Genomic DNA, 20,417 nt, shown 5'->3' on the forward strand with positions numbered 1-20,417 from the left:
ATGCCCGAGGTCACGGCACGACACGGGCCGGACGACGAAGCGCCGGAGCCTGGACGCGAAGCGCCGGAGCCTGGACGCGGGCCCTCCCCCAAGGGGTCCGCTCCCGAACCGGCCGGCCGGCCGGGCGCCGGGGCGCGCGGGCGGGAGCCGGGAGCGGACCCCGCCCGTCCGCGCGACCCACAGGCGGACCCCGCCCGCCCGCGCGACCCGCGGGAGGACCTGGCGCGCCCGCGCGATCCACGGAGGGACGGCCCGGCCCCCGCGCGCGCTCGCCAGGAGGACGGGCCCCCGGCATACGGTCCGTCTCGGCCATCCGGTGGCGCGGACCCGGGCGCCGCGGCGGGCGAGCCGATACCGTACGACCGTGCCCTGTTGAGCGCGCTCGTCGCACGGCTGCGCGAAGCCGGCCTCGACCCCGACGCCGAGCAGCTCTGCGACGCCCTCTGGCTGGCCCGGTGGACCGGCGGTGGGCGGCGGCCGGAGCAGCGGGGCGACGAGACCGGCGCACCGCCGCGCGCCGGGACGGAGCGAGGGGGCCCCGGCCGGACGGACGTCACACCGGCCGCCGGTCCCCACCGTACGGAGGAGGCCGAGCCGGTGGACAAGCCAGCGCAGCGACCGGACCCGGGCGAGGACCGCCGGGTCGCTCTCCATCCCGTACCGCGTCACCAGGCGGTTCGTACCCGCGTCGGCGGCCCCGCGCCGGTCACCGTCGGCGTGCCCGCGGCCCCCGCGCTGCCCGCCCCGCTCGAACTCCAGCGGGCCCTGCGCCCGGTCCAGCGCTACCGGCCGGCCGCCCCGCCCCTGCGCCGCAGCCTCGACGAGGTGGCGACGGTCGACCGGAGCGCCCGGGCCGGCGGGCTGATCATCCCGGTCTTCCGGGGCGCGGCGCGGGGCGAGGCGGTGCTCCAGATCGTGCTGGACGCCTCGTCCTCCATGCGTGTCTGGGAGCGGCTGTTCGACGAACTGCAGCAAGTTTTCGGCCAATTGGGCGCCTTCCGGGACATGCAGGTGCGCTATCTGCACGAGGGGCCGGACGGGGAGCCCGCCGTGAGCCGGAGCGCCGACCCGGCCGCCGCGCCGCTGATCTCCGCCGACCGGCTCAGCGACCCCACCGGACGCCGGGTCACCGTCGTCGTCAGCGACTGCGCCGGCCCGCTCTGGCACACCGGGCAGGCGCACCGGCTGCTGCACCTGCTCGGCCGCCAGGGACCGACCGCCGTGCTCCAGCCGCTGCCCCAGCGGATGTGGAACCGCACCCGGCTGCCCGTCACCTACGGGGTGCTCTCGCGCGGAGAGGGGCTCACCGGCGCGACGGTGCTCAAGGTGACCGGCGAGGGCACCGGCGCGCCCGCCCACCATCCGGGCGCGCTCGCCGTCCCCGTCCTGCCGCCCGTCGAGGGCGCGCTCGGCGCCTGGGCCCGGCTGCTCTCCGGCACGGGCGCGGGCCGGATCTCCGGAGCGGTCGGCTGGGTGCGCGCCGACCAGCCGCCGGCGCCCGCGCCGCGCGTGGGCGAGCGGATGTCCTCGCTCCAGCTCGTGAGCAGGTTCCGCTCGGCGGCCTCGCCGGTGGCCGGCCGGCTGGCCGTCTACCTCGCGGCGGCGCCGCTGTACCTGCCGGTGATGCAGCTCGTACAGCGCACGATGCTGCCCGACTCCGGCCCCTCCGAGCTGGCCGAGGTGCTGCTCAGCGGGTTGCTGACACGGAGCAAGGGCGACGGGGACGGGACGGACGACGGGCCGTGGTACGAGTTCGCGCCGGGCGTGCAGGAGGCGCTGCTCGGACCGCTCGGCCGCGACGAGGCGATGCTGGTCCTCAAGCACTGTTCGGAGTACATAGAGCAGCACTTCGGCCGGGGCGGGCCCAACTTCCCCGCCTTGGCGCTGGCGCAGCTGGGCGACGCGAGCCACGGTCCGCTCTCCTCGAACGGCTCGGCGCACGGCGGGACGTTCGGCGGCGCGGGCGGCGTCGCGCTCGGCGACGACGGTGACGGAGGGGACGACGGCGACGAGGGTGACGAGGGCGCGCACGGCGCGGCCGACGCCATCGGCGAGCGCGGGCTGTTCGGTGAGCACGGCCCGCTCGGCCGGTACGGCGCCCGGGGACCGCGGGTCCCGCACCCCTTCGCCGAGGTCGCCGCCCGCGTGCTGGAACGCTTCATGCCGCTGCCGGAGCAGTTCGCGCCGTACGGCGACCGGGGCGCGCGCGGGCTTCCCGGACCGGCCACGCACGAGGCGGTGGGCAGCGCCCGCGCCCTCGTGCGCCGGTTCGAGTCGGACGGCATGGTGCAGTATCTGATCGACGCGGTCCAGCTGCTGCGGGGTGCCACCGAGCGCGAGCGGCCGGGCGGCGGCAGCGACCCGGAGCTGTGGTCGGAGTTCGCCCGCTGCCTGTTGCGGCTGTGGGAGGTCCAGGGCGGCGGCGAGCTGCTGCTCGACGCCCGGCGCGCGGCCGAGCGCGCCACGGCCCATCCCCGGGCCGTACGGGAACGGGCGGTGCTGGCGAAGGTGCTGCACGCGGCGGCCGACGACCGGCGCGGGCACGGCGACCGGCGCGGTGCCCTGGAGCTGCTGCGCCGCGCGGACCGCGAGTACACGGTCGCCTGCGCGGCGCCCGGCCTCGACCCCGGCGAGGCGCTGCGGCTGACACTGGAGCGGGTGCGCGCGCTGGAGTCGCAGTGGCGCCTCGGCGGGGACAGCGCGCTGCTCCAGGGGGCGATCGGCATGCTGGAGGCGTTCGCCGACGTCTGGCCCGACCAGGAGAACCGGCCCGCCGGGCTGCCGCTCGCCCACGGCCGCACGCTGCTGCGGCTGTCGAGCGCCACCAGCGATCCGGAACAGGCGCAGGTGTACGCGGGCCAGGCGGCGCGTTCGCTGCGCACGGCGATGGCGCCGGGCGCCGGTGGCCACACCGTCGGCACGCAGGCCCGCATCCTGCTGGACCTCGTGGACGCGCTGCTGCGCTCGGGCGAGGGCGGCCTGGAGGAGGCGGCGACCCTGGTCGCGCAGGCGCTCGCGACCGTCCGCGACGACCGGCAGCTCGCCGCGCTGCGGATCAGGGCCGGCCGGGTCAGGCTCGCCCGGTACGAACGCTCGGGCGACACGGCGGAGTTGGAGGAGGCCGCCGAGTTCTTCGCCCAGGCGACGCGCGGCACGGCCCGCGACACCCGCGCGCACGCGGACCTGCTGGAGGAGTGGGGCCGGACGCTGCTGCGCCGGGCGACGGCGCCGGACGGCGAGCCGTTCCTCGGCTCGGCGGTCCGGGTGCTGCGCGACTGCCGTACGGAGACGCCACCCGGCCAGGTCCGGCTGGCGGGACGGCTGCTGATGCTCGGCCAGGCGCTGATGGCGCGGCACCGGCTGGCGGGGGACCGGGTCGACCTGCGCGAGGCCGAGCACCTGTTCGGGCTGGCGGCCCAGGAGGCGCGGGAGCCGCTGACGGCGGCGCGCTGCTGGCTGGAGCTGGGCCGCGCCCACCTGGAGGCGTCCCGCGCCCTGCACCGGCCGGCCCGGCTGGACGACGCGGGCGAGGCGTTCCGCGACGCGGCGGACGCGGCGCGGCAGGTGGAGGCGGACGAGGGCAGTCAGGCGAGTCCGGCGCGGCGGGTGGAAGCGGTCGCGCTGCGCGCCGCCGCGCACCACTGGCGGGGAATGACGTACGAGGACGCGGGCCGCCCCCGGGCCGCTCGCGAGGCGTACCGGGCGGCGCGTACGGAATGGAGCAGACTGCCGGACGGCGGCGGCGAGGCGGCGAGCGAGACCAGGAAGCGCCTGGCCGAGCTGGACCGCTGAGGGGCCGGACGGTGCCCGACGGAACGACACCGGGCCGTACGGGGCCGGGCGCCGTCCGACGGCACCGGCCGGGCACGGGAGCGGACAGGGACACGACGGGGAGGCGTGGGACGCGATGAGTGGCGACGTACGCGAGGGGGCCGGGGCCCCGGACAAACCGGACGCGGCCGAGGGCCCCGGCGTCCCGGCCGGCGCGCCGGTGCCGGCCGGTGACACCGGGCCGTTGCCCGACCTGCTGGAGCTGGACCTGGCGACACTGCGCACACTGGACCACCCCGTACTCGCCGAGGTGGTGGCGGAGTTGCGGGCCCGGGCCGAGCAGCCCAGGGAAATGCTCTGGGGCTTCAACAACGCGTTCTGAGCCCACCGAACGCGATCCCGAACGCGATCCCGGACGCGATCCCGGACGCGATCCCGAACACGGTCCCGAAGGCGACCTTCAACGCGACACCGGACACAAAACCCGTGTGACAACGCGCGTACGGACCCGGCCCGTACCACCTCGCGTACCGCCCACTGCCCGCCCCCGCACGCCCCCGGGCCGCTCGTAAGGATCAAGCCCAGTTCGGCCCCGGACGCCCGTCGAACCGGACAACATCCCTCCGCACGCGTTTGCCTCCCCGGCCCGACCGGGAAACACGCCGTCGGCCGGTCCGTGCGCGCATGGGGGTGCCGAGTGTCTCGACAGGCGATTCCGCCCGCGCAAGGCCCGGGTGCGGGGACGCCGGGAACAGCGGTCGTACCGCGGGTACCGGGGGCCGCCCCCGTCCCCTTCGGGCAGTTCATCGTCAAGGCGCACGGCCGCTGCAACCTCGCCTGCCGTTACTGCTACCTCTACGCGGGCCCCGACCACACCTGGCGCACCCGGCCCGCCACCGCCTCGCCGGCCGTCCTGGACCGCACGGCTGACCGGATCGCCGAACACGCCGCCGCACACGGGCTCGACGCGCTCTCCCTCGTCCTGCACGGCGGGGAGCCCCTGCTCGTGGGCGCCGAACGGCTCGGCCGGTTCGCCGCGCTCGTACGGGACCGGGTCGGCCCCGGCCGCGCCGTCCACGCCACCGTCCAGACCAACGCCACCCTGCTCACCGAGCACCGGGCCGCCGTCCTCGCCCGGTACGGCGTCCGCGTCGGCATCAGCCTCGACGGCGGCCTGCCCGCCCACAACGCCCTGCGTACCGACCACGCGGGCCGCCCCTCCTGGCCCGCCGCCGCGCGCGGCGCCCGGCTGCTCGCCGCGCGCCACCCGGAGGCGTACGCGGGGATCCTCACCGTCGTCGACCCGCGCACCGACCCCGTCGAGCTGTACGAGTCGCTGCTCGCGCTCCGCCCGCCCGCCCTCGACCTGCTGCTCCCGCACGGCAACTGGACCGCCCCGCCGCCCGGCCTGCCCGGCGGCGACCCCGGCCGCCACACTCCGGGCGCCGGGCGGACCACACCGTACGGGGACTGGCTGTGCGCCGTGTTCGACCGGTGGTGGCGGGCGGGCCGCAGGGAGGTACGGGTCCGGCTCTTCGAGGAGTGTGTCGCCCTGCTGCTGGGGCTGCCGGGCGCCACCGAATCCCTCGGACTCGACCCGGTCAACGCCGTCGTGGTGGAGACCGACGGCTCCATCGAGCAGGTGGACTCGCTGAAGTCCGCCTACGACACGGCCGCCGCGACCGGGCTCGACGTCTTCCACCACACCTTCGACGACGCCCTGCGCCACCCGGGGATAGCCGCCCGGCAGGCCGGGGCCGGGGCACTCGCCGCCACCTGCCGGGCCTGCCCGCTGCTGACCGTCTGCGGCGGCGGGCACTACGCCCACCGCTACCGCGCCGGACACGGGTTCGGCCACCCGTCCGTCTACTGCGCCGACCTCGACCGCCTGGTGCGCCATGTGGCCGCCGCGCTCGACACCGCGCTCGGCGGAGGTGCCCGGTGAGCCCCGCGCCCGCTCCCCCGGCCGACGCCGTCCCCGGGCGGATCCTGCGCGAACTGGGCCGCACCCAGGGCGGCGACGAGGCCCTCGCCCTCCTCGTACGCGACCAGCACACCCGCCGTCTCCTCCTGCTGCGCGCCCTGCTCGACGCGGCGGAGGCCGGCCCCCGGGACCCGCGCCGGCTGCCGCCCGGCGCGCTCGCGCGGCTGCGGGAGAACTGGGCGCTGCTGGAGGCCGCCGAACGCGCCGACCGGGCCGCCGTGCGCACCGTCCTGCTCTACCCGCTGGCGGGCCCCTGGGCCGAACGCTGTCTGCGCGGCCTCACCACACCGGCCGCCGGACCGGACCTGCGCCACGACCTCGACCACTTCGGCGCGCTCGCGGCGGTCGCGGCCCTCCGCGCCCGCCTGCCCTTCCACGCCCGCCTCGCCGCCCACGACGGGCTCCTGGCCCTGCCCGGCCTGGGCGCGCTGCGCACCGATCCCGGCTCGCGTGTCCCGGTCCCCGTCGACCTGTCCTTCGACGGTACGGAACTGACGTTGTGCCAGGGTGGCGCCCGCCCCGTCTCCGTACTCGTCCACGAAAGGCTCCCGCACGGGACGTGTTCCGGCGACCGGCGCTGGCAGCCCGTCCGCACCCTGCCCTCCCTGCTGCCCGGCGCCACCCCCGTGGTGCTGGACGACTTCGACCCGCACCGCACCGCGGGCACCGGCCTGGAACGGCACGGACTGTCCGCCGCCACCCGGCTGGACGACGAGGCCCTGGCCGCCTGGGAGCGGTCCTGGGCCGGCGTGGAGCCCCTCCTGCGGATCGGCGGGGCACACCGAGCCCAGGAGGCCGCCGCCCTCCTGCGCTGTCTCGTCCCGCTGTCCCCGCCGCCCGGGTCGTCCCCCACCGGCGACGGACCGGCACACTGCAGCGGCACCCGCCGGGAGGCGTTCGGCGCGGTGCTCAGCAGCCGGCCCGCCACCCCCGCCTTCCTCGCCTCCACCCTCGTGCACGAACTCCAGCACGCCAAGCTCGCCGCGCTCGCCGCCCTCACGCCCCTGCACCACGAGGACGCCACACCCCGGCACTTCGCACCCTGGCGTCCCGACCCGAGGCCGTTCGACGGGCTGCTCCAAGGCGCCTACTCCCACCTCGCGCTGGCCGACTACTGGCAGCGCTTCGCGCTCGGCGCGGACCGTCCGGCCCACCGTGACCCGGCCTGGGCCGAGCACGCCCGCTGCCGCGAACAGGTCGGCGCCGTCCTCCCGGTACTGGCCGGGTCCGGCGCGCTGACCACCGAGGGCCGGACGCTGGTGAACGAGATGATCGCGGTCTACCACCGGCTCGCCGAGAGCCCCCCGCCGCCCGGCCAGCTGGCCCGCGCGGCGGCCTACGTACGCACCGCCCGGACCATCTGGTGCCAACGCAACGGCTCCTGACGCCCCATGGGCGAAAATGGCGACCGGCACCCACCGGGCTTCGCCACGGAGCGTGACACCACACACGCGGGAAGCGGAGCGTCGCGCGGCACGGATGCGTAACAGAACGTGACGCGGGCGCGTGTGAGGGTCGATCCGTGGGGCTCACGGGTATGTTAAAAGGCGTATGACGACGCAGGGAGAACGGTCGAATGCCCGCAGAGCGCAAGCCAGTTGCCAAGACCGTGCCACAGACCGTCACCATCAGCTTCGCCGGTTTCAACCGCGCCTGGGCGGCCTGGATCGGTGACCGGCTGGAGCGGCGCGGACACACGGTCTCCTACCAGCGCTGGGACCCGCCGGTGGAGATCCCGCTGGAGGAGTCCTTCCAGGACCTGCTGCTCGCGCCGGGACCGATCCTCGTCGTCCTGAGCGACTGGTACTTCCAACTCGGGCCGCGCGGCTACGAGGAGTGGAACAGGGCCCTGCGGGGGGTGGTCGCCTCCCACGCCGGCCGGTTCGCCGCCGTCACCGTCACCACCTCCGCGCTGCCCGCGGCCACCGCCGTCTTCGCCGCCGCCGACCTCACCACGGTCGGCGAGGCCGAGGCCGAGCGGCGGGTGCTCACCCGGCTCGGCCTGCCCGTCGAGCCGCTGCCCGACACCGAGGACACGCGCCGCGGCCCGCGCTACCCGGCCGACACGCCCGACGTGTGGGGCGGTGTGCCCCGGCGCAACACCCGCTTCACCGGCCGCGAGCGGCTGCTCGACGAGGCGTACCACGCCCTCCTCCAGGCCGGCCGCGGCGCCGGGGTGGTGACCCTGCACGGCATGTCGGGCGTGGGCAAGACCCAGCTGGCCGCCGAGTACGTGTACCGCTTCGGCGCGGAGTACGACGTCGTGTGGTGGGTCTCCGCCGACAAGCGCGTCACCTGCCGGCAGCGGCTCGCCGAACTCGCCCCGGCGCTCGGCCTGTCCACCGGCGCCGAGTACGGCGAACGGCTGCGCGCCGCGCGGGACGCGCTGCGCAGGGGCGACCCGTACGCCCGCTGGCTGCTGGTCCTCGACGGCGCCGACGACCCCGAGGACATCTGGGACCTGGTGCCCACCGGACCCGGCCACGTACTGATCACCTCGCGCAACCCGGAGTGGAGCGAGCACAACAGCAGCCTGGTCGAGGTGCGGGTGTACGACCGTGACGAGTCCGTCGCGTTCGTACGCCGCCGCGCCCCGCGCCTGACCCACGACGAGGCGAACCGGCTCGCGATCGCCCTGGAGGACCTGCCACTGCTGCTGGACCAGACCGCCGGCTGGCTCAACGACTCGGACATGTCGGTCGAGGAGTACATCGACCTGCTCGCGGACGGCATCGACCAGGACGTCGTCCGGGTCTCCGCCGACTTCCCGCTCGCCTTCCAGACCGGCTGGTCGATACTCCTGAACAAACTCCGCGAGACCGTCCCCGAATCCGTCGACCTGCTCCGGCTGTGCACGTTCTTCGCGCCCGGCGCCATCCCCGTACGGCTGGTGCGGGACCTGCCGCCCGAGCGGCTCCCCGAGAAGCTGCGCGGACTGGTGGACGACCCGGTGCGCTGGGCGCGCGCCATCAACAAGCTGCGCCAGTACGCCGTCGTCCGCGCCGCCGGGGTCGGCGAGCGCGAGGTCCACGACACACTCGGGGACACGGGCGCCGCCGGGGCCGCCGGCGACACCCTCTACATGCACCGCATGGTCCACCAGATCGTGCACCAGGACATGCCGGAGCGGGACCACCGCGAGTTCATCGAGGTGGTGCGCGGGGCGCTCGTCGCCGCGGACCCGGGGCGCCCCACCGACACCCGGCTCTGGCCCCGCTACGCGGAGATCACCCCGCACCTGAAGTGGGCCGAGGTGCTGGAGTCCACCGACCCCGCGATGCACACGCTGGTCCTGAACTGCCTGCGGTACATGTACCTGTCGGGCGAGTACCAGGCGGGCATCAAGCTCGGCCGGCGCGCCCTGGCTGCGTGGCGCCGGATCCTCGGCGAGACCCACTCCCGGATCTGGGACCTGAGCTACCACTACGCCAACGTGATGCGCGCCGTCGGCGACTACGCCGGTACGGAAGCCATCGAACGCGCCGCGGTGGAGCACCTGCGCGCCGAGCGCGGGCCCAAGGACCTGGAACACCTGCGGGCCGCCGGCGGGCTCGCCGCCGACCTGCGCGGGCTCGGCCGGTACCGCGAGGCGTTCGACATCTCCGAGTGGACCCTGGCCAGTTACCGGGAACTGCTGGGCGACCAGGACTCCCGCACCCTCAACGCGCAGAACAACCTGGCCATCTCGCTGCGGCTGCTCGGCCGCTACGAGGACTCCCTGGAGCTCAACCGGCGCACCCTGGAGGCCCGGCGGCAGCTGCTGCGCCCGCGGCACAGCTGGACCCTCTTCTCGGAGCTCAACTACGCGACGGACCTGCGGCTGCTCGGCCGCTACAGCGAGGCCGAGTCCCTCCAGTCGCAGAGCGTGCGGGTGCACCGGATCGTGCTGGGCCGGGACAACCCCCAGACGCTGCGCGCCGAGCACAACCTGGCGCTGTGCCACCAACGCTCGGGCGAGCGCGGCCGGGCCGCCGCGCTGTTCACCCAGATCCTGGAGAGCTGCGAGCGGGTCCTCGGCGAGCACGACCCGCTGACCATGATGTTCGCGGCGAGCCTGAGCTGTTTCGCCCGGGAGCACGGCGATGTCGACCGGGCCCTGGAGATGAGCGACCGGGTGGTCCACGGCTATCTGGGCATGCTGGGCGAGGACCACCCGTACGTGGCGGGCACCCGCGCCAACCACGCGCTGGTCCTGCGCAACGTGGGGGAGCGGGAGCAGGCCCACGCCCTGATCGAACAGGCCCTGGGCGACATGACCGGGGCCGTGGGCCGGGACCACCCCTGGACGCTGGGCTGCGCCGTCAACGCCTCGGCCCTGCGGAACATCGTGGGCGACCCGGAGGGCGCCGCCGAGCTCACCGGTGACACCATCACCCGCGCCACCGAGTCCCTGGGCCGGACCCACCCCCTGACGCTCTCCGCGCGGATCGCCCACGCGGCGGACCTGCGGGGGCTGCGGGAGAGCCGGCGGGCGGAGAAGGTCGAGCGGGAGGCGCTGGACGACCTGGCGGCCACGCTGGGCCCGCAGCACACGCACACGGTCACGGCCCGCTCCCGCAACCGCCCGTACTGGGACTTCGAGCCCCAGATCATCTGAAAGGAGGAGGGCCCGGTGTCGCGCACAACGTGCGCGACACCGGGCCCTCCGGCCGTACGTACGGAACAGGTCCGGCCGGTCAGGCCTCGAAGACCTCGTTCACCAGCTGCTGCTGCTCCGCCTGGTGGCGCTTGGCCGAGCCGACCGCAGGCGAGGACGAGTGCGGGCGCGAGATGCGCCGCAGCCGCTCGCCGTGCGGGATGTCCGCGCCGACCGCGAGGTCCAGGTGGTCGATCAGGTTGAGCGCGATGAACGGCCAGGCACCCTGGTTCGCCGGCTCCTCCTGGGCCCACAGGTACTTCTCGGCGTTCGGGAACTTGGCGATCTCCGCCTGGAGCTCCGCGCCCGGCAGCGGGTAGAGCCGCTCCAGCCGCAGGATGGCGGTGTCCGTGGCGCCGCGCTTGGCCCGCTCGGCCGCCAGGTCGTAGTAGACCTTGCCCGAGCAGAAGACGACCTTGCGGACCGCGGCCGGGTCCACGTCGGCGTCCCCGATCACCGGGCGGAAGCCGCCGCTGGTGAACTCCTCCGCCTTGGACGCCGCGGCCTTCAGACGCAGCATCGACTTCGGGGTGAAGACGACGAGCGGCTTGTGGTGCGGGTTGTGCACCTGCCAGCGCAGCAGGTGGAAGTAGTTCGACGGCAGCGTCGGCATGGCGACCGTCATGTTGTTCTGCGCGCACATCTGGAGGAAGCGCTCCGGGCGGGCGGACGAGTGGTCCGGGCCCTGGCCCTCGTAGCCGTGCGGCAGGAGCAGTGTGACGCCGGAGGTCTGGCCCCACTTCTGCTCGGCCGAGGAGATGAACTCGTCGACGACGGTCTGCGCGCCGTTGACGAAGTCACCGAACTGGGCCTCCCACATCACCAGCGCGTTCGGCCTGGCGAGCGAGTAGCCGTACTCGAAGCCCATCGCCGCGTACTCGCTGAGCAGCGAGTCGTAGACGTTGTAGCGGGCCTGGTCCTCGCTCAGGTACTGGAGCGGGGTGTAGTCCTCGCCCTTCTCCTGGTCGACCAGGACCGCGTGGCGCTGGCCGAACGTGCCGCGGCGGGTGTCCTGGCCCGAGAGCCGGACCGGGGTGCCCTCCATCAGCAGCGAGCCGATGGCGAGGGTCTCGCCCATGCCCCAGTCGATCGAGCCGTCGTCCACCGACGCCGCGCGGCGCTGGAGCTGCGGCAGCAGCCGCGGGTGGACGGTGACCGAGTCCGGCAGGTTGACCTGGGACTCGGCGATCCGCTTGACGACCTCCTGGGAGACGGCGGTCGTGACGGCGACCGGGAACTCGGCCTGCGCGTCCGGGACGTGCGCCGGAGCGGGCTGCGAGGTGGCCTCGCGGACCTCGGCGAACACCTTCTCCAGCTGGCCCTGGAAGTCCTGGAGCGCCTGCTCCGCCTCTTCCAGCGTGATGTCGCCACGGCCGATCAGCGACTCGGTGTACAGCTTGCGCACCGAGCGCTTCTTGTCGATCAGGTTGTACATCTGCGGGTTGGTGAACTGCGGGTTGTCGCCCTCGTTGTGACCGCGGCGGCGGTAGCAGATGAGGTCGATCACGACGTCCTTGTTGAACGCCTGGCGGAACTCGAAGGCGAGCCGGCCGACCCGGACCACGGCCTCCGGGTCGTCACCGTTCACGTGGAAGACCGGCGCCTCGATCATGCGGGCCACGTCGGTCGCGTACATGGACGACCGCGAGGACTCCGGGGCGGCGGTGAAGCCGACCTGGTTGTTGATCACGACGTGGACCGTGCCGCCGGTGCGGTAGCCGCGCAGTTGCGACATGTTCAGCGTCTCGGCGACGACGCCCTGGCCGGCGAAGGCCGCGTCGCCGTGCAGCGCGAGCGGCAGGACCGTGAAGTCCGTGCCGCCCTTGTTGATGATGTCCTGCTTGGCGCGGACCACGCCCTCCAGGACCGGGTCCACCGCCTCCAGGTGCGAGGGGTTGGCGGTCAGCGAGACCTTGATCTGCTCGCCGTCCAGGCCGGTGAAGACGCCCTCGGCGCCCAGGTGGTACTTCACGTCGCCGGAGCCGTGCATCGACTTCGGGTCGAGGTTGCCCTCGAACTCGCGGAAGATCTGGGCGTACGACTTGCCCACGATGTTGGCGAGGACGTTCAGGCGGCCGCGGTGGGCCATGCCGATGACGACCTCGTCGAGACGCGACTCGGCGGCGGCGTCGATGACCGCGTCGAGCAGCGGGATGACGGACTCGCCGCCCTCCAGCGAGAACCGCTTCTGGCCGACGTACTTGGTCTGGAGGAACGTTTCGAACGCCTCGGCCGCGTTCAGCCTGCGCAGGATCCGCAGCTGCTCCTCGCGCTCCGGCTTGGCGTGGGCGCCGCGCTCGATGCGGTCCTGGATCCACTTGCGCTGCTTCGGGTCCTGGATGTGCATGAACTCGATGCCGGTGGTGCGGCAGTACGAGTCGCGCAGCACGCCGAGGATGTCGCGCAGCTTCATCATGGACTTGCCGGCGAAGCCGCCGACCGCGAACTCCCGCTCCAGGTCCCACAGCGTGAGCCCGTGCTCGGTGATGTCCAGGTCGGGGTGCTTGCGCTGGCGGTACTCCAACGGGTCGGTGTCGGCCATGACATGGCCGCGCACCCGGTAGGAGTGGATCAGCTCGAAGACCCGGGCGGGCTTGGTGACGTCCTCGTCGTGCGAGGCGTCGATGTCCTTGAGCCAGCGGACCGGCTCGTAGGGGATCCGCAGCGACTTGAAGATCTCGTCGTAGAACTCGTTCTCGCCGAGCAGCAGTTGGCTGACGATCCGCAGGAACTCGCCGGACGCGGCGCCCTGGATGACACGGTGGTCGTAGGTCGACGTCAGCGTCATGACCTTGGAGATGCCCAGCTTGTTCAGGGTGTCCTGCGAGGTGCCCTGGAACTCGGCGGGGTAGTCCATCGAACCGACGCCCATGATGACCGACTGACCGGGCATCAGCCGCGGCACCGAGTGCACGGTGCCCAGGCCGCCGGGGTTGGTCAGGGAGACCGTGACGCCGGTGAAGTCGTCCATCGTCAGCTTGTTGTTCCGGGCGCGGCGGACGACGTCCTCGTACGCCTGCCAGAACTCGAAGAAGTTGAGCGTCTCGGCCTTCTTGATGCCCGCGACGACCAGCTGGCGGTCACCGTTCGGCTTCACCAGGTCGATGGCCAGACCGAAGTTGACGTGCTCCGGCTTGACCAGGGTCGGCTTGCCGTCCTTCTCCGTGTAGGAGTAGTTCATCGACGGCATGACCTTGAGCGCCTGCACCATCGCGTACCCGATGAGGTGCGTGAAGGAGATCTTGCCGCCGCGCGCCCGCTTGAGGTGGTTGTTGATGACGATGCGGTTGTCGAAGAGCAGCTTCACCGGGACGGCGCGCACGGACGTGGCCGTGGGCAGCTCCAGCGAGGCGTTCATGTTCTTCGCGACGGCGGCGGAGGGGCCGCGCAGCGTCACGTACTCGGGGCCGACGGGGGCCTCGGCCGCCGTGCCCTCGGCGGCGGGCGCCTTGGCCTTCGCCGCGGCCGGAGCCGGCGCGGCGGCCTTCGGGGGTGCCGGGGCGGCGGCCGCCGGCTTGGCGGGCGCGGCGGGAGCCTGCTGGGCCGGCGCCGCGGGCGCGGCGGGCTTCGCCGGCGCGGCGGCCGGAGCGGTCCGGGTGGCGGTGGGCGGCGTGGGCGCCGCGGCCCCCGCGACCGCGGGCTTGTCCGCCGCGCCGGGGGTGCCCGGCTTGTAGTCGGCGAAGAAGTCCCACCAGGCGCGGTCGACGGAATTCGGGTCCTGGAGGTACTGCTGGTAGATCTCGTCCACGAGCCATTCATTGGCCCCGAAGGCCGCGGCAGGGTTCTTCCCTTGCCCGTCTTCGTCGGTGGAGATGCTCGCGTTACTGGGGGACTGAGACGACACGGCGTGAACCGCCCTCTTCCGCTTCACAAGGTGATGGACAGCGGGAATCAAGGCTACGCCTACCTGGCCGGAAGGTGCAGGCCGGGCGGGCCATCGTCGCGCACGTCACATCCGATGAGGGGTTTCACCGTACGAAATGGCGGGAAACAAGCCTGGCTCCGCTGCGGCGGGCCGCATGGCCCGCTCCTCGGGGCACACGATCCGTCCTCACCGCGATCCCTACCCGGGGATCGCGACGCCATGGCTCCGACTTCACTTCTCCCTGCTTCGAACCCTACGTCAACCGCGTGCCGGCCGCGTTGAACCCGGCGTCAATCCCGCGCCCGCGCGATCCCCGGCAGGCTGACCCGGATCAGACAGCCCCGAGCCGATTCGGCCACTCCTATGCGCCCGCCGTGCAGATCGACCGCCCAGCGGGCGATCGCCAGGCCGAGCCCCGTACCGCCGTCGCTGCCCGGCCCGTGGGGCGCGGCGACCGTGCCTCGGTTGAACCGCTCGAAAACCTTGTGCCGCTCCTGCTCCGGGATGCCCGGGCCCTCGTCCTGGACCTCCAGCAGCAGCGACTCGGGCCGGGTGCCGCGCCGGGCCCGGACCGTGACCCGGCCGTGCGGCGGGCTGTGCTTGACGGCGTTGTCGATGAGGTTGGCGACGACCTGGTGCAGCCGCTCCTGGTCCGCGTGGGCGGTCAGCTCGGGCGGGAAGACGTCCAGGTGCAGATGGACGTCCGTACGGGTGTGATGGCCGGACCCGGAGCTCAGCCGCCGCTGCGTGGCCGCCAGATTGGCCTCCTTCAGCACGCCCGAGAGGTACGGCCACACCTCGAAGCGGCTCGCCTTGAGCGGCACGACGCCGTTGTCCAGCCGGGACAGGTCCAGCAGCGTCTCCGTGAGCCGGCCGAGCCGCTCGGTCTGGCGCAGGGCCGTCAGCATCATCTCGGGGTCGGCCGCGACCACCCCGTCCACCACGTTCTCCAGCACCGCGCGCAGCGCGGCGATGGGCGTGCGCAGCTCGTGCGAGACGTTGGCGACCAGCTCCTTGCGGTGCCGGTCCACCGCCTCCAGGTCGTCCGCCATCCGGTTGATGGTGGCGGCGAGGTCGCCCAGCTCGTCGCGGCGGTCGGCGCCGCTGACGCGCCGCGTGTAGTCGCCGTGCGAGATGCCCTTGGCCACTGTGCTCATCTCGTCCAGCGGAGCCGTCAGGCCGTGCGCCACGAACTGGGTGATGAGCAGGGTGGCGATCACCGAGAAGACCGTGATGAAGCGCAGCTCGGTCTCGGTGCGCACGGCGACCAGCAGGAGGCCGGTGGTGATGAAGACGGAGACGACGACGAGGGTGCCGAGCTTGGCCTTGATGGAGATCTTGATGGCGAAGGGCCGGATGCCGGTGCCCGGGAGGACGGCGTAGCGGGGGCGCCGTTTCGGGCGGGGCCGGGGCAGGCGCGCGAGGCGGTCGTCCGGGCTTGCGTCGGCTGCGTCTCGGGCGTGGTCCTCCGCGCTCGCGCCGGCCGCGTCCCGGGCGTGGCCCCCCGCGCTCGCGCCGGCCGCGCCTCCGGAGCGGTCCTCCGCTGGTCCGTCCGATCGTCGCGGGGCCGGGGCCTTCACCTGCCCGTCGGTCCCGCCCCCGGCGCCGGGCCGCGGCCGGTCGCCGCTCCGGGGGGTCTCCTCGCGACGGCCGCCGCCCCGCTCGTCCACGCGATGCCCTTCCCGGCGGCCCGCGCCGCCGCCTCCCGTACCGTCGATCCCGCCGCCGGCGCCGTACAGCGGTGGGGTCACGGGGCGGGCGTCTCCAGCGCGTACCCGACGCCGTGCACCGTGCGGATCCGCTCCGCGCCGATCTTCCGGCGCAGCGCCTTGATGTGGCTGTCGACCGTACGGGTGCCCGAGGCGTCCGCCCAGTCCCACACCTCGGCCAGCAGCTGCTCCCGCGAGAGCACCGCGCGCGGGGTGTTCGCCAGGCAGACCAGCAGGTCGAACTCGGTGGGCGTCAGGTGCACGTCCTCGCCGCGCACCCGCACCCGGCGCTGCGCGTGGTCGACCTCCAGCTCGCCCAGGCGCAGGATGCCGCTGCGCGGGGTCACGGCGGCGAGCGCCGCCCGCTCCACCCGGCGCAGCAGCACGTGCACCCGCGCCGTCAGCTCCCGCATGGAGAACGGCTTGGTCATGTAGTCGTCGGCCCCGACCCCGAGCCCGACCAGCATGTCGGTCTCGTCGTCCCGGGCCGTCAGCATCAGCACCGGCACCGGGCGCTGCGCCTGCACCCGGCGGCACACCTCCAGCCCGTCGAAACCGGGCAGCATGATGTCGAGGACCATCAGGTCCGGCTGCCACGCCTCGGCGGCGTCCACGGCCGCCGGGCCGTCCACCGCCGTCTGTACGAGGAATCCCTCGGCCCGAAGCCGGGCGGCGATCGCTTCCACGATCGTCGCGTCGTCCTCCACGACCAGGACCCGGCGCTGGGCGCCGGGCGTGGCCGCGACGCCGTTGTGGCTGGTATGTGTCTGCTCCATGGCCCCGCCCCTGGTACGCGTTCCGCGATCCTTGCTCCGTGATCCGCATGGCGTATGCAGATCCGTGTGTCGGGAGCAGCGTAGAGGCACCGGCAGGGTATCGGCTACGCAGTGCGAACAGCGAGATGGACGACGTCGGGTACGCCTCGGGCAACCGGCACCTCTTCCTGCTTTACCCCGGTGAATCCGGCATTCCGCAATGCTTCACCAAATACGGGGGAGGGTCGCGCGGACCAAACGGCCAGTACACCGCCGGGGTTGAGGCGCGCTCGACAGGCCGCCAACCCCTCTGCCGAATAAAGGGATTCATTGCCTTCCGTCACGGTCCAGTCCGGCCCGTTGTCGATGTCCAGACAGAGGGCGTCGTAACTGTCCGTCGCGGTCCTTACGTACTCCACCAGGTCCGTGTGCAGGATCACGGTGCGGGGATCGGCGAGCGCGGCGGCGGAGATCCGGGCGAGGGGACCGTTCCGGTGCCAGTCGATGACGGCCTCCTCGCGCTCGACGACGGCGATCCGCCCCCAGCGGGGGTCGGCGGCGGCGTGCGCCAGCGAGAAGCCCACCCCCAGGCCGCCGATCAGTACGGATGGCCGTCGGCCGGCGGTGGGCGCGGGCGGTCCGCCGGCGGTGGGCGTGGTGAGCGCGGCCAGGGCGGCGTCGACGAGGAGCCGTTCGGAACGGCCGTCGGAGGTGTCCATCAGGAAGCAACCGTTGGCGATGATTTCCAGCCGTTCCCCGCGCTCGCGCAGCACGACCTCGCCGTACGGCCCCTCCCGCCGGTCGAGCGTGACGGGCCGCTCGTCCCCGGCTCCGGGCAGGCCGGCGAGGGAGGCGAGGACGCCGGGTGTGCCGGGTGTGCCGAGGGTGCCGGGTGCGCCGGGAGCGGCGTGAACGGGGCCGTCGGCGCGGGCGGTGGGGTCGGGCAGCGGGGACATCGGGGCCTCTCGTCCGGTGGCGGCTGACCGGGCCATCCTGACCGGCCGGGACGAGCCGGTGCCACTCCGTTCCGCGCGGTCCGCGCCGTTCCGTGCGCGGCGGGTCTTGCGCCTGGGGCGCGGGGCCCGGTCGTTCGGGCGCACCGTACGGGCGCTGGGCATCGCTCAGAGCGAACACCGTCCGGGGAACATCCTCGGGCTCAGAAGCATTGAGTCGGCATAGCTCAATTTGACTGCCGAAGGGGAGATCATGGCTGCCACCTCCACACCGCTCACGCTTCCCGTGCTGCCGCTCGACGACGAGGTCGTGCTGCCCGGCATGGTCGTGCCGCTGGACCTGTCCGACGCCGAGGTGCGCGCCGCCGTCGAGGCCGCACAGGCCGCCGCGCGGGACGGGTCCGGGGGCGGCGCCGGGGACGCGGGCGCGGGCAAGCCGACCGTGCTGCTCGTGCCCCGCGTCGACGGGACGTACGCCGGGACCGGCGTGCTCGGGACCGTCGAACAGGTCGGCCGGCTCTCCGACGGCGATCCCGGCGCGCTGATCCGGGGCCGCGGCCGGGTGCGGATCGGGGCCGGTACGAGCGGGCCCGGCGCGGCCCTGTGGGTCGAGGGCCTGAGCGTGGCCGAGGTCGTGCCGGACCCGCTGCCCGGCGCGGTGACCGCGCTGGTCAAGGAGTACAAGGCGCTCGCCACCGACTGGCTGAAGAGGCGCGGTGCGTGGCAGGTGGTCGACCGCGTCCAGCAGATCGACGACGTGGCCGCGCTCGCCGACAACTCCGGCTACTCGCCTTTCCTGTCCACCGCCCAGAAGCTGGAGCTGCTGGAGACCACCGACCCGGTGGCCCGGCTGAAGCTCGCCACCCAGCAGCTGCGTGAGCACCTCGCCGAGCAGGACGTCGCCGAGTCCATCGCCAAGGACGTCCAGGAGGGCGTCGACAAGCAGCAGCGCGAGTTCCTGCTGCGGCGCCAGCTCGACGCCGTGCGCAAGGAGCTGCGCGAGCTGGGCGGCGAGGGGGACGAGGACGAGGCCACGGACTACCGGACCCGGGTCGAGGCCGCCGACCTGCCGGAGAAGGTGCGGGAGGCCGCGCTGAAGGAGGTCGACAAGCTGGAGCGGGCCTCCGACCAGAGCCCGGAGGGCTCCTGGATCAGGACCTGGCTGGACACCGTGCTCGAGCTGCCCTGGAACGAGCGGACCGATGACACCGGCGCGTACGACATCCGGGGCGCCCAGGCCGTCCTCGACGCCGAGCACGCGGGCCTCCAGGACGTGAAGGAGCGCATCACCGAGTACCTGGCCGTGCGCAAGCGGCGCGCGGACCGCGGTCTCGGCGTGGTCGGCGGCCGGCGCGGCGGCGCCGTGCTGGCGCTGGTGGGCCCGCCCGGCGTCGGGAAGACCTCGCTGGGCGAGAGCGTCGCGCACGCGATGGGCCGGAAGTTCGTCCGGGTCGCCCTCGGCGGCGTACGGGACGAGGCGGAGATCCGCGGCCACCGGCGTACGTACGTCGGCGCGCTGCCGGGCCGTATCGTCCGGGCGATCAAGGAGGCCGGTTCGATGAACCCGGTCGTCCTGCTGGACGAGATCGACAAGGTGGGCTCCGACTTCCGCGGCGACCCGGCCGCGGCGCTGCTGGAGGTCCTGGACCCGGCGCAGAACCACACGTTCCGCGACCACTACCTGGAGGTCGAGCTGGACCTCTCCGACGTGGTGTTCCTCGCCACGGCGAACGTCCTGGAGGCGATCCCCGAGGCGCTGCGCGACCGGATGGAACTGGTCACGCTCGACGGCTACACCGAGGACGAGAAGGTCGTCATCGCCCGGGACCACCTGTTGCCCCGGCAGCTGGAGCGGGCGGGCCTGGAGACCGGCGAGGTCACGCTGGACGACGCGGCGCTGCGCAAGCTCGCGGGCGAGTACACCCGCGAGGCGGGCGTGCGGAACCTGGAGCGCTCGATAGCGCGGCTGCTGCGCAAGGTCGCGGCCGAGCACGAACTGGGCGACCGCGAGCTGCCGGCCGCGCTCGGCCCGGAGCACCTGCGGGCGCTGATCGGCCGGCCGCACCACGTGCCGGAGTCCGCCCAGGACCCGGCCGAGCGCCGCACGGCCGTGCCGGGCGTCGCGACGGGCCTCGCGGTCACGGGCGCGGGCGGCGACGTCCTGTTCGTCGAGGCGTCCCTGGCCGACCCGGAGACGGGCGGCTCGGGCCTGACCCTGACCGGCCAGCTCGGCGACGTGATGAAGGAGTCCGCGCAGATCGCGCTGTCCTTCCTCCGCTCGCACGGCGCGGAACTGGAGCTGCCCGTGGCCGACCTCAAGGACCGCGGGGTGCACATCCACTTCCCGGCGGGCGCGGTGCCCAAGGACGGCCCGAGCGCCGGCATCACGATGACGACGGCCCTGGCCTCGCTGCTGAGCGGCCGGCTGGTCCGTACGGACGTGGCCATGACCGGCGAGGTCTCGCTGACGGGCCGGGTGCTGCCCATCGGCGGCCTGAAGCAGAAGCTCCTGGCCGCCCACCGGGCGGGCACCACGACGGTCGTGATCCCGAAGCGCAACGAGCCCGACCTGGACGACGTCCCGGCCGAGATCCTGGACACGCTGGAGATCCACCCGGTCACGGACGTCCGCCAGGTCCTGGAGATCGCGCTCTCCCCGGCGGAGTCCCTGGTCCCGGCGGCGGCCTGACGCCCCGGGGACGGGGGCGGTCCGGCCGTTCCCGCCCCGGTGGGGACCCGTCGGC

General features: G+C 74.0%; 10 protein-coding genes. 6 read left to right on the top strand and 4 right to left on the bottom strand.

Annotated elements, in window-relative coordinates; all coding sequences use genetic code 11:
• The 5 genes from ACU6P3_RS23550 (at position 1) to fxsT (ending at position 10,352) form a co-directional block, all read left to right on the top strand.
• Positions 1-3,792 carry an SAV_2336 N-terminal domain-related protein gene (locus tag ACU6P3_RS23550; RefSeq protein WP_447193995.1) on the top strand — a complete coding sequence of 1,264 codons (3,792 nt, stop codon included), beginning with the start codon at positions 1-3 and terminating at the stop codon, positions 3,790-3,792.
• Between the two features lie 115 nt (positions 3,793-3,907).
• Entirely contained in the window at positions 3,908-4,153 is a 246-nt protein-coding gene (gene fxsA / locus ACU6P3_RS23555) for an FxSxx-COOH cyclophane-containing RiPP peptide (protein ID WP_447193996.1), read from the top strand.
• A gap of 423 nt (positions 4,154-4,576) precedes the next feature.
• Positions 4,577-5,716 carry an FxsB family cyclophane-forming radical SAM/SPASM peptide maturase gene (locus ACU6P3_RS23560; protein WP_447198033.1) on the top strand — a complete coding sequence of 380 codons (1,140 nt, stop codon included), beginning with the start codon at positions 4,577-4,579 and terminating at the stop codon, positions 5,714-5,716.
• A complete protein-coding gene (locus ACU6P3_RS23565) occupies positions 5,713-7,140 on the top strand; it encodes an aKG-HExxH-type peptide beta-hydroxylase (RefSeq protein WP_447193997.1) in 1,428 nt (475 codons plus the stop codon). Before ACU6P3_RS23560 ends, ACU6P3_RS23565 begins: the two co-directional genes overlap by 4 nt.
• Before the next feature lie 191 nt (positions 7,141-7,331).
• Positions 7,332-10,352: an FxSxx-COOH system tetratricopeptide repeat protein gene (fxsT, locus tag ACU6P3_RS23570; protein WP_447193998.1), complete on the top strand. Its 3,021-nt coding sequence runs from the start codon at positions 7,332-7,334 to the stop codon at positions 10,350-10,352.
• Between the two features lie 79 nt (positions 10,353-10,431).
• On the opposite strand, the gene ACU6P3_RS23575 is transcribed toward fxsT, so the two are convergent.
• From ACU6P3_RS23575 to ACU6P3_RS23590, 4 genes are all read right to left on the bottom strand, one after another.
• A complete protein-coding gene (locus ACU6P3_RS23575; RefSeq protein WP_447193999.1) occupies positions 10,432-14,235 on the bottom strand; it encodes a multifunctional oxoglutarate decarboxylase/oxoglutarate dehydrogenase thiamine pyrophosphate-binding subunit/dihydrolipoyllysine-residue succinyltransferase subunit in 3,804 nt (1,267 codons plus the stop codon).
• Between the two features lie 311 nt (positions 14,236-14,546).
• On the bottom strand, positions 14,547-15,614 hold the full coding sequence (locus tag ACU6P3_RS23580; protein ID WP_344284812.1) for a HAMP domain-containing sensor histidine kinase: 1,068 nt from the start codon (positions 15,612-15,614) through the stop codon (positions 14,547-14,549).
• 389 nt (positions 15,615-16,003) lie between these two features.
• Complete coding sequence (locus tag ACU6P3_RS23585) at positions 16,004-16,741, bottom strand: response regulator transcription factor (RefSeq protein ID WP_344284780.1); 738 nt, start codon at positions 16,739-16,741, stop codon at positions 16,004-16,006.
• 104 nt (positions 16,742-16,845) lie between these two features.
• The gene (locus ACU6P3_RS23590) at positions 16,846-17,559 is read right to left on the bottom strand and encodes a spermidine synthase family protein (RefSeq protein ID WP_447198034.1); all 714 of its coding nucleotides are present in this window, start codon (positions 17,557-17,559) and stop codon (positions 16,846-16,848) included.
• A gap of 367 nt (positions 17,560-17,926) precedes the next feature.
• On the opposite strand from ACU6P3_RS23590, the gene lon reads away from it, so the two are divergent.
• Positions 17,927-20,362 (top strand): endopeptidase La, encoded by a 2,436-nt coding sequence (gene lon, locus ACU6P3_RS23595; protein ID WP_447194000.1) that lies wholly within the window; start codon positions 17,927-17,929, stop codon positions 20,360-20,362.
• The last annotated feature ends 55 nt before the right edge of the window (positions 20,363-20,417 follow it).

It is taken from the genome of Streptomyces hebeiensis, assembly GCF_052983195.1.

Coding starts and splice junctions, on each gene's coding strand:
- fxsA (WP_447193996.1), top strand. CDS start 3,908: ATGAGTGGCGACGTACGCGAGGGGGCCGGGGCCCCGGACAAACCGGAC.
- ACU6P3_RS23585 (WP_344284780.1), bottom strand. CDS start 16,741: ATGGAGCAGACACATACCAGCCACAACGGCGTCGCGGCCACGCCCGGC.
- fxsT (WP_447193998.1), top strand. CDS start 7,332: ATGCCCGCAGAGCGCAAGCCAGTTGCCAAGACCGTGCCACAGACCGTC.
- lon (WP_447194000.1), top strand. CDS start 17,927: ATGGCTGCCACCTCCACACCGCTCACGCTTCCCGTGCTGCCGCTCGAC.
- ACU6P3_RS23550 (WP_447193995.1), top strand. CDS start 1: ATGCCCGAGGTCACGGCACGACACGGGCCGGACGACGAAGCGCCGGAG.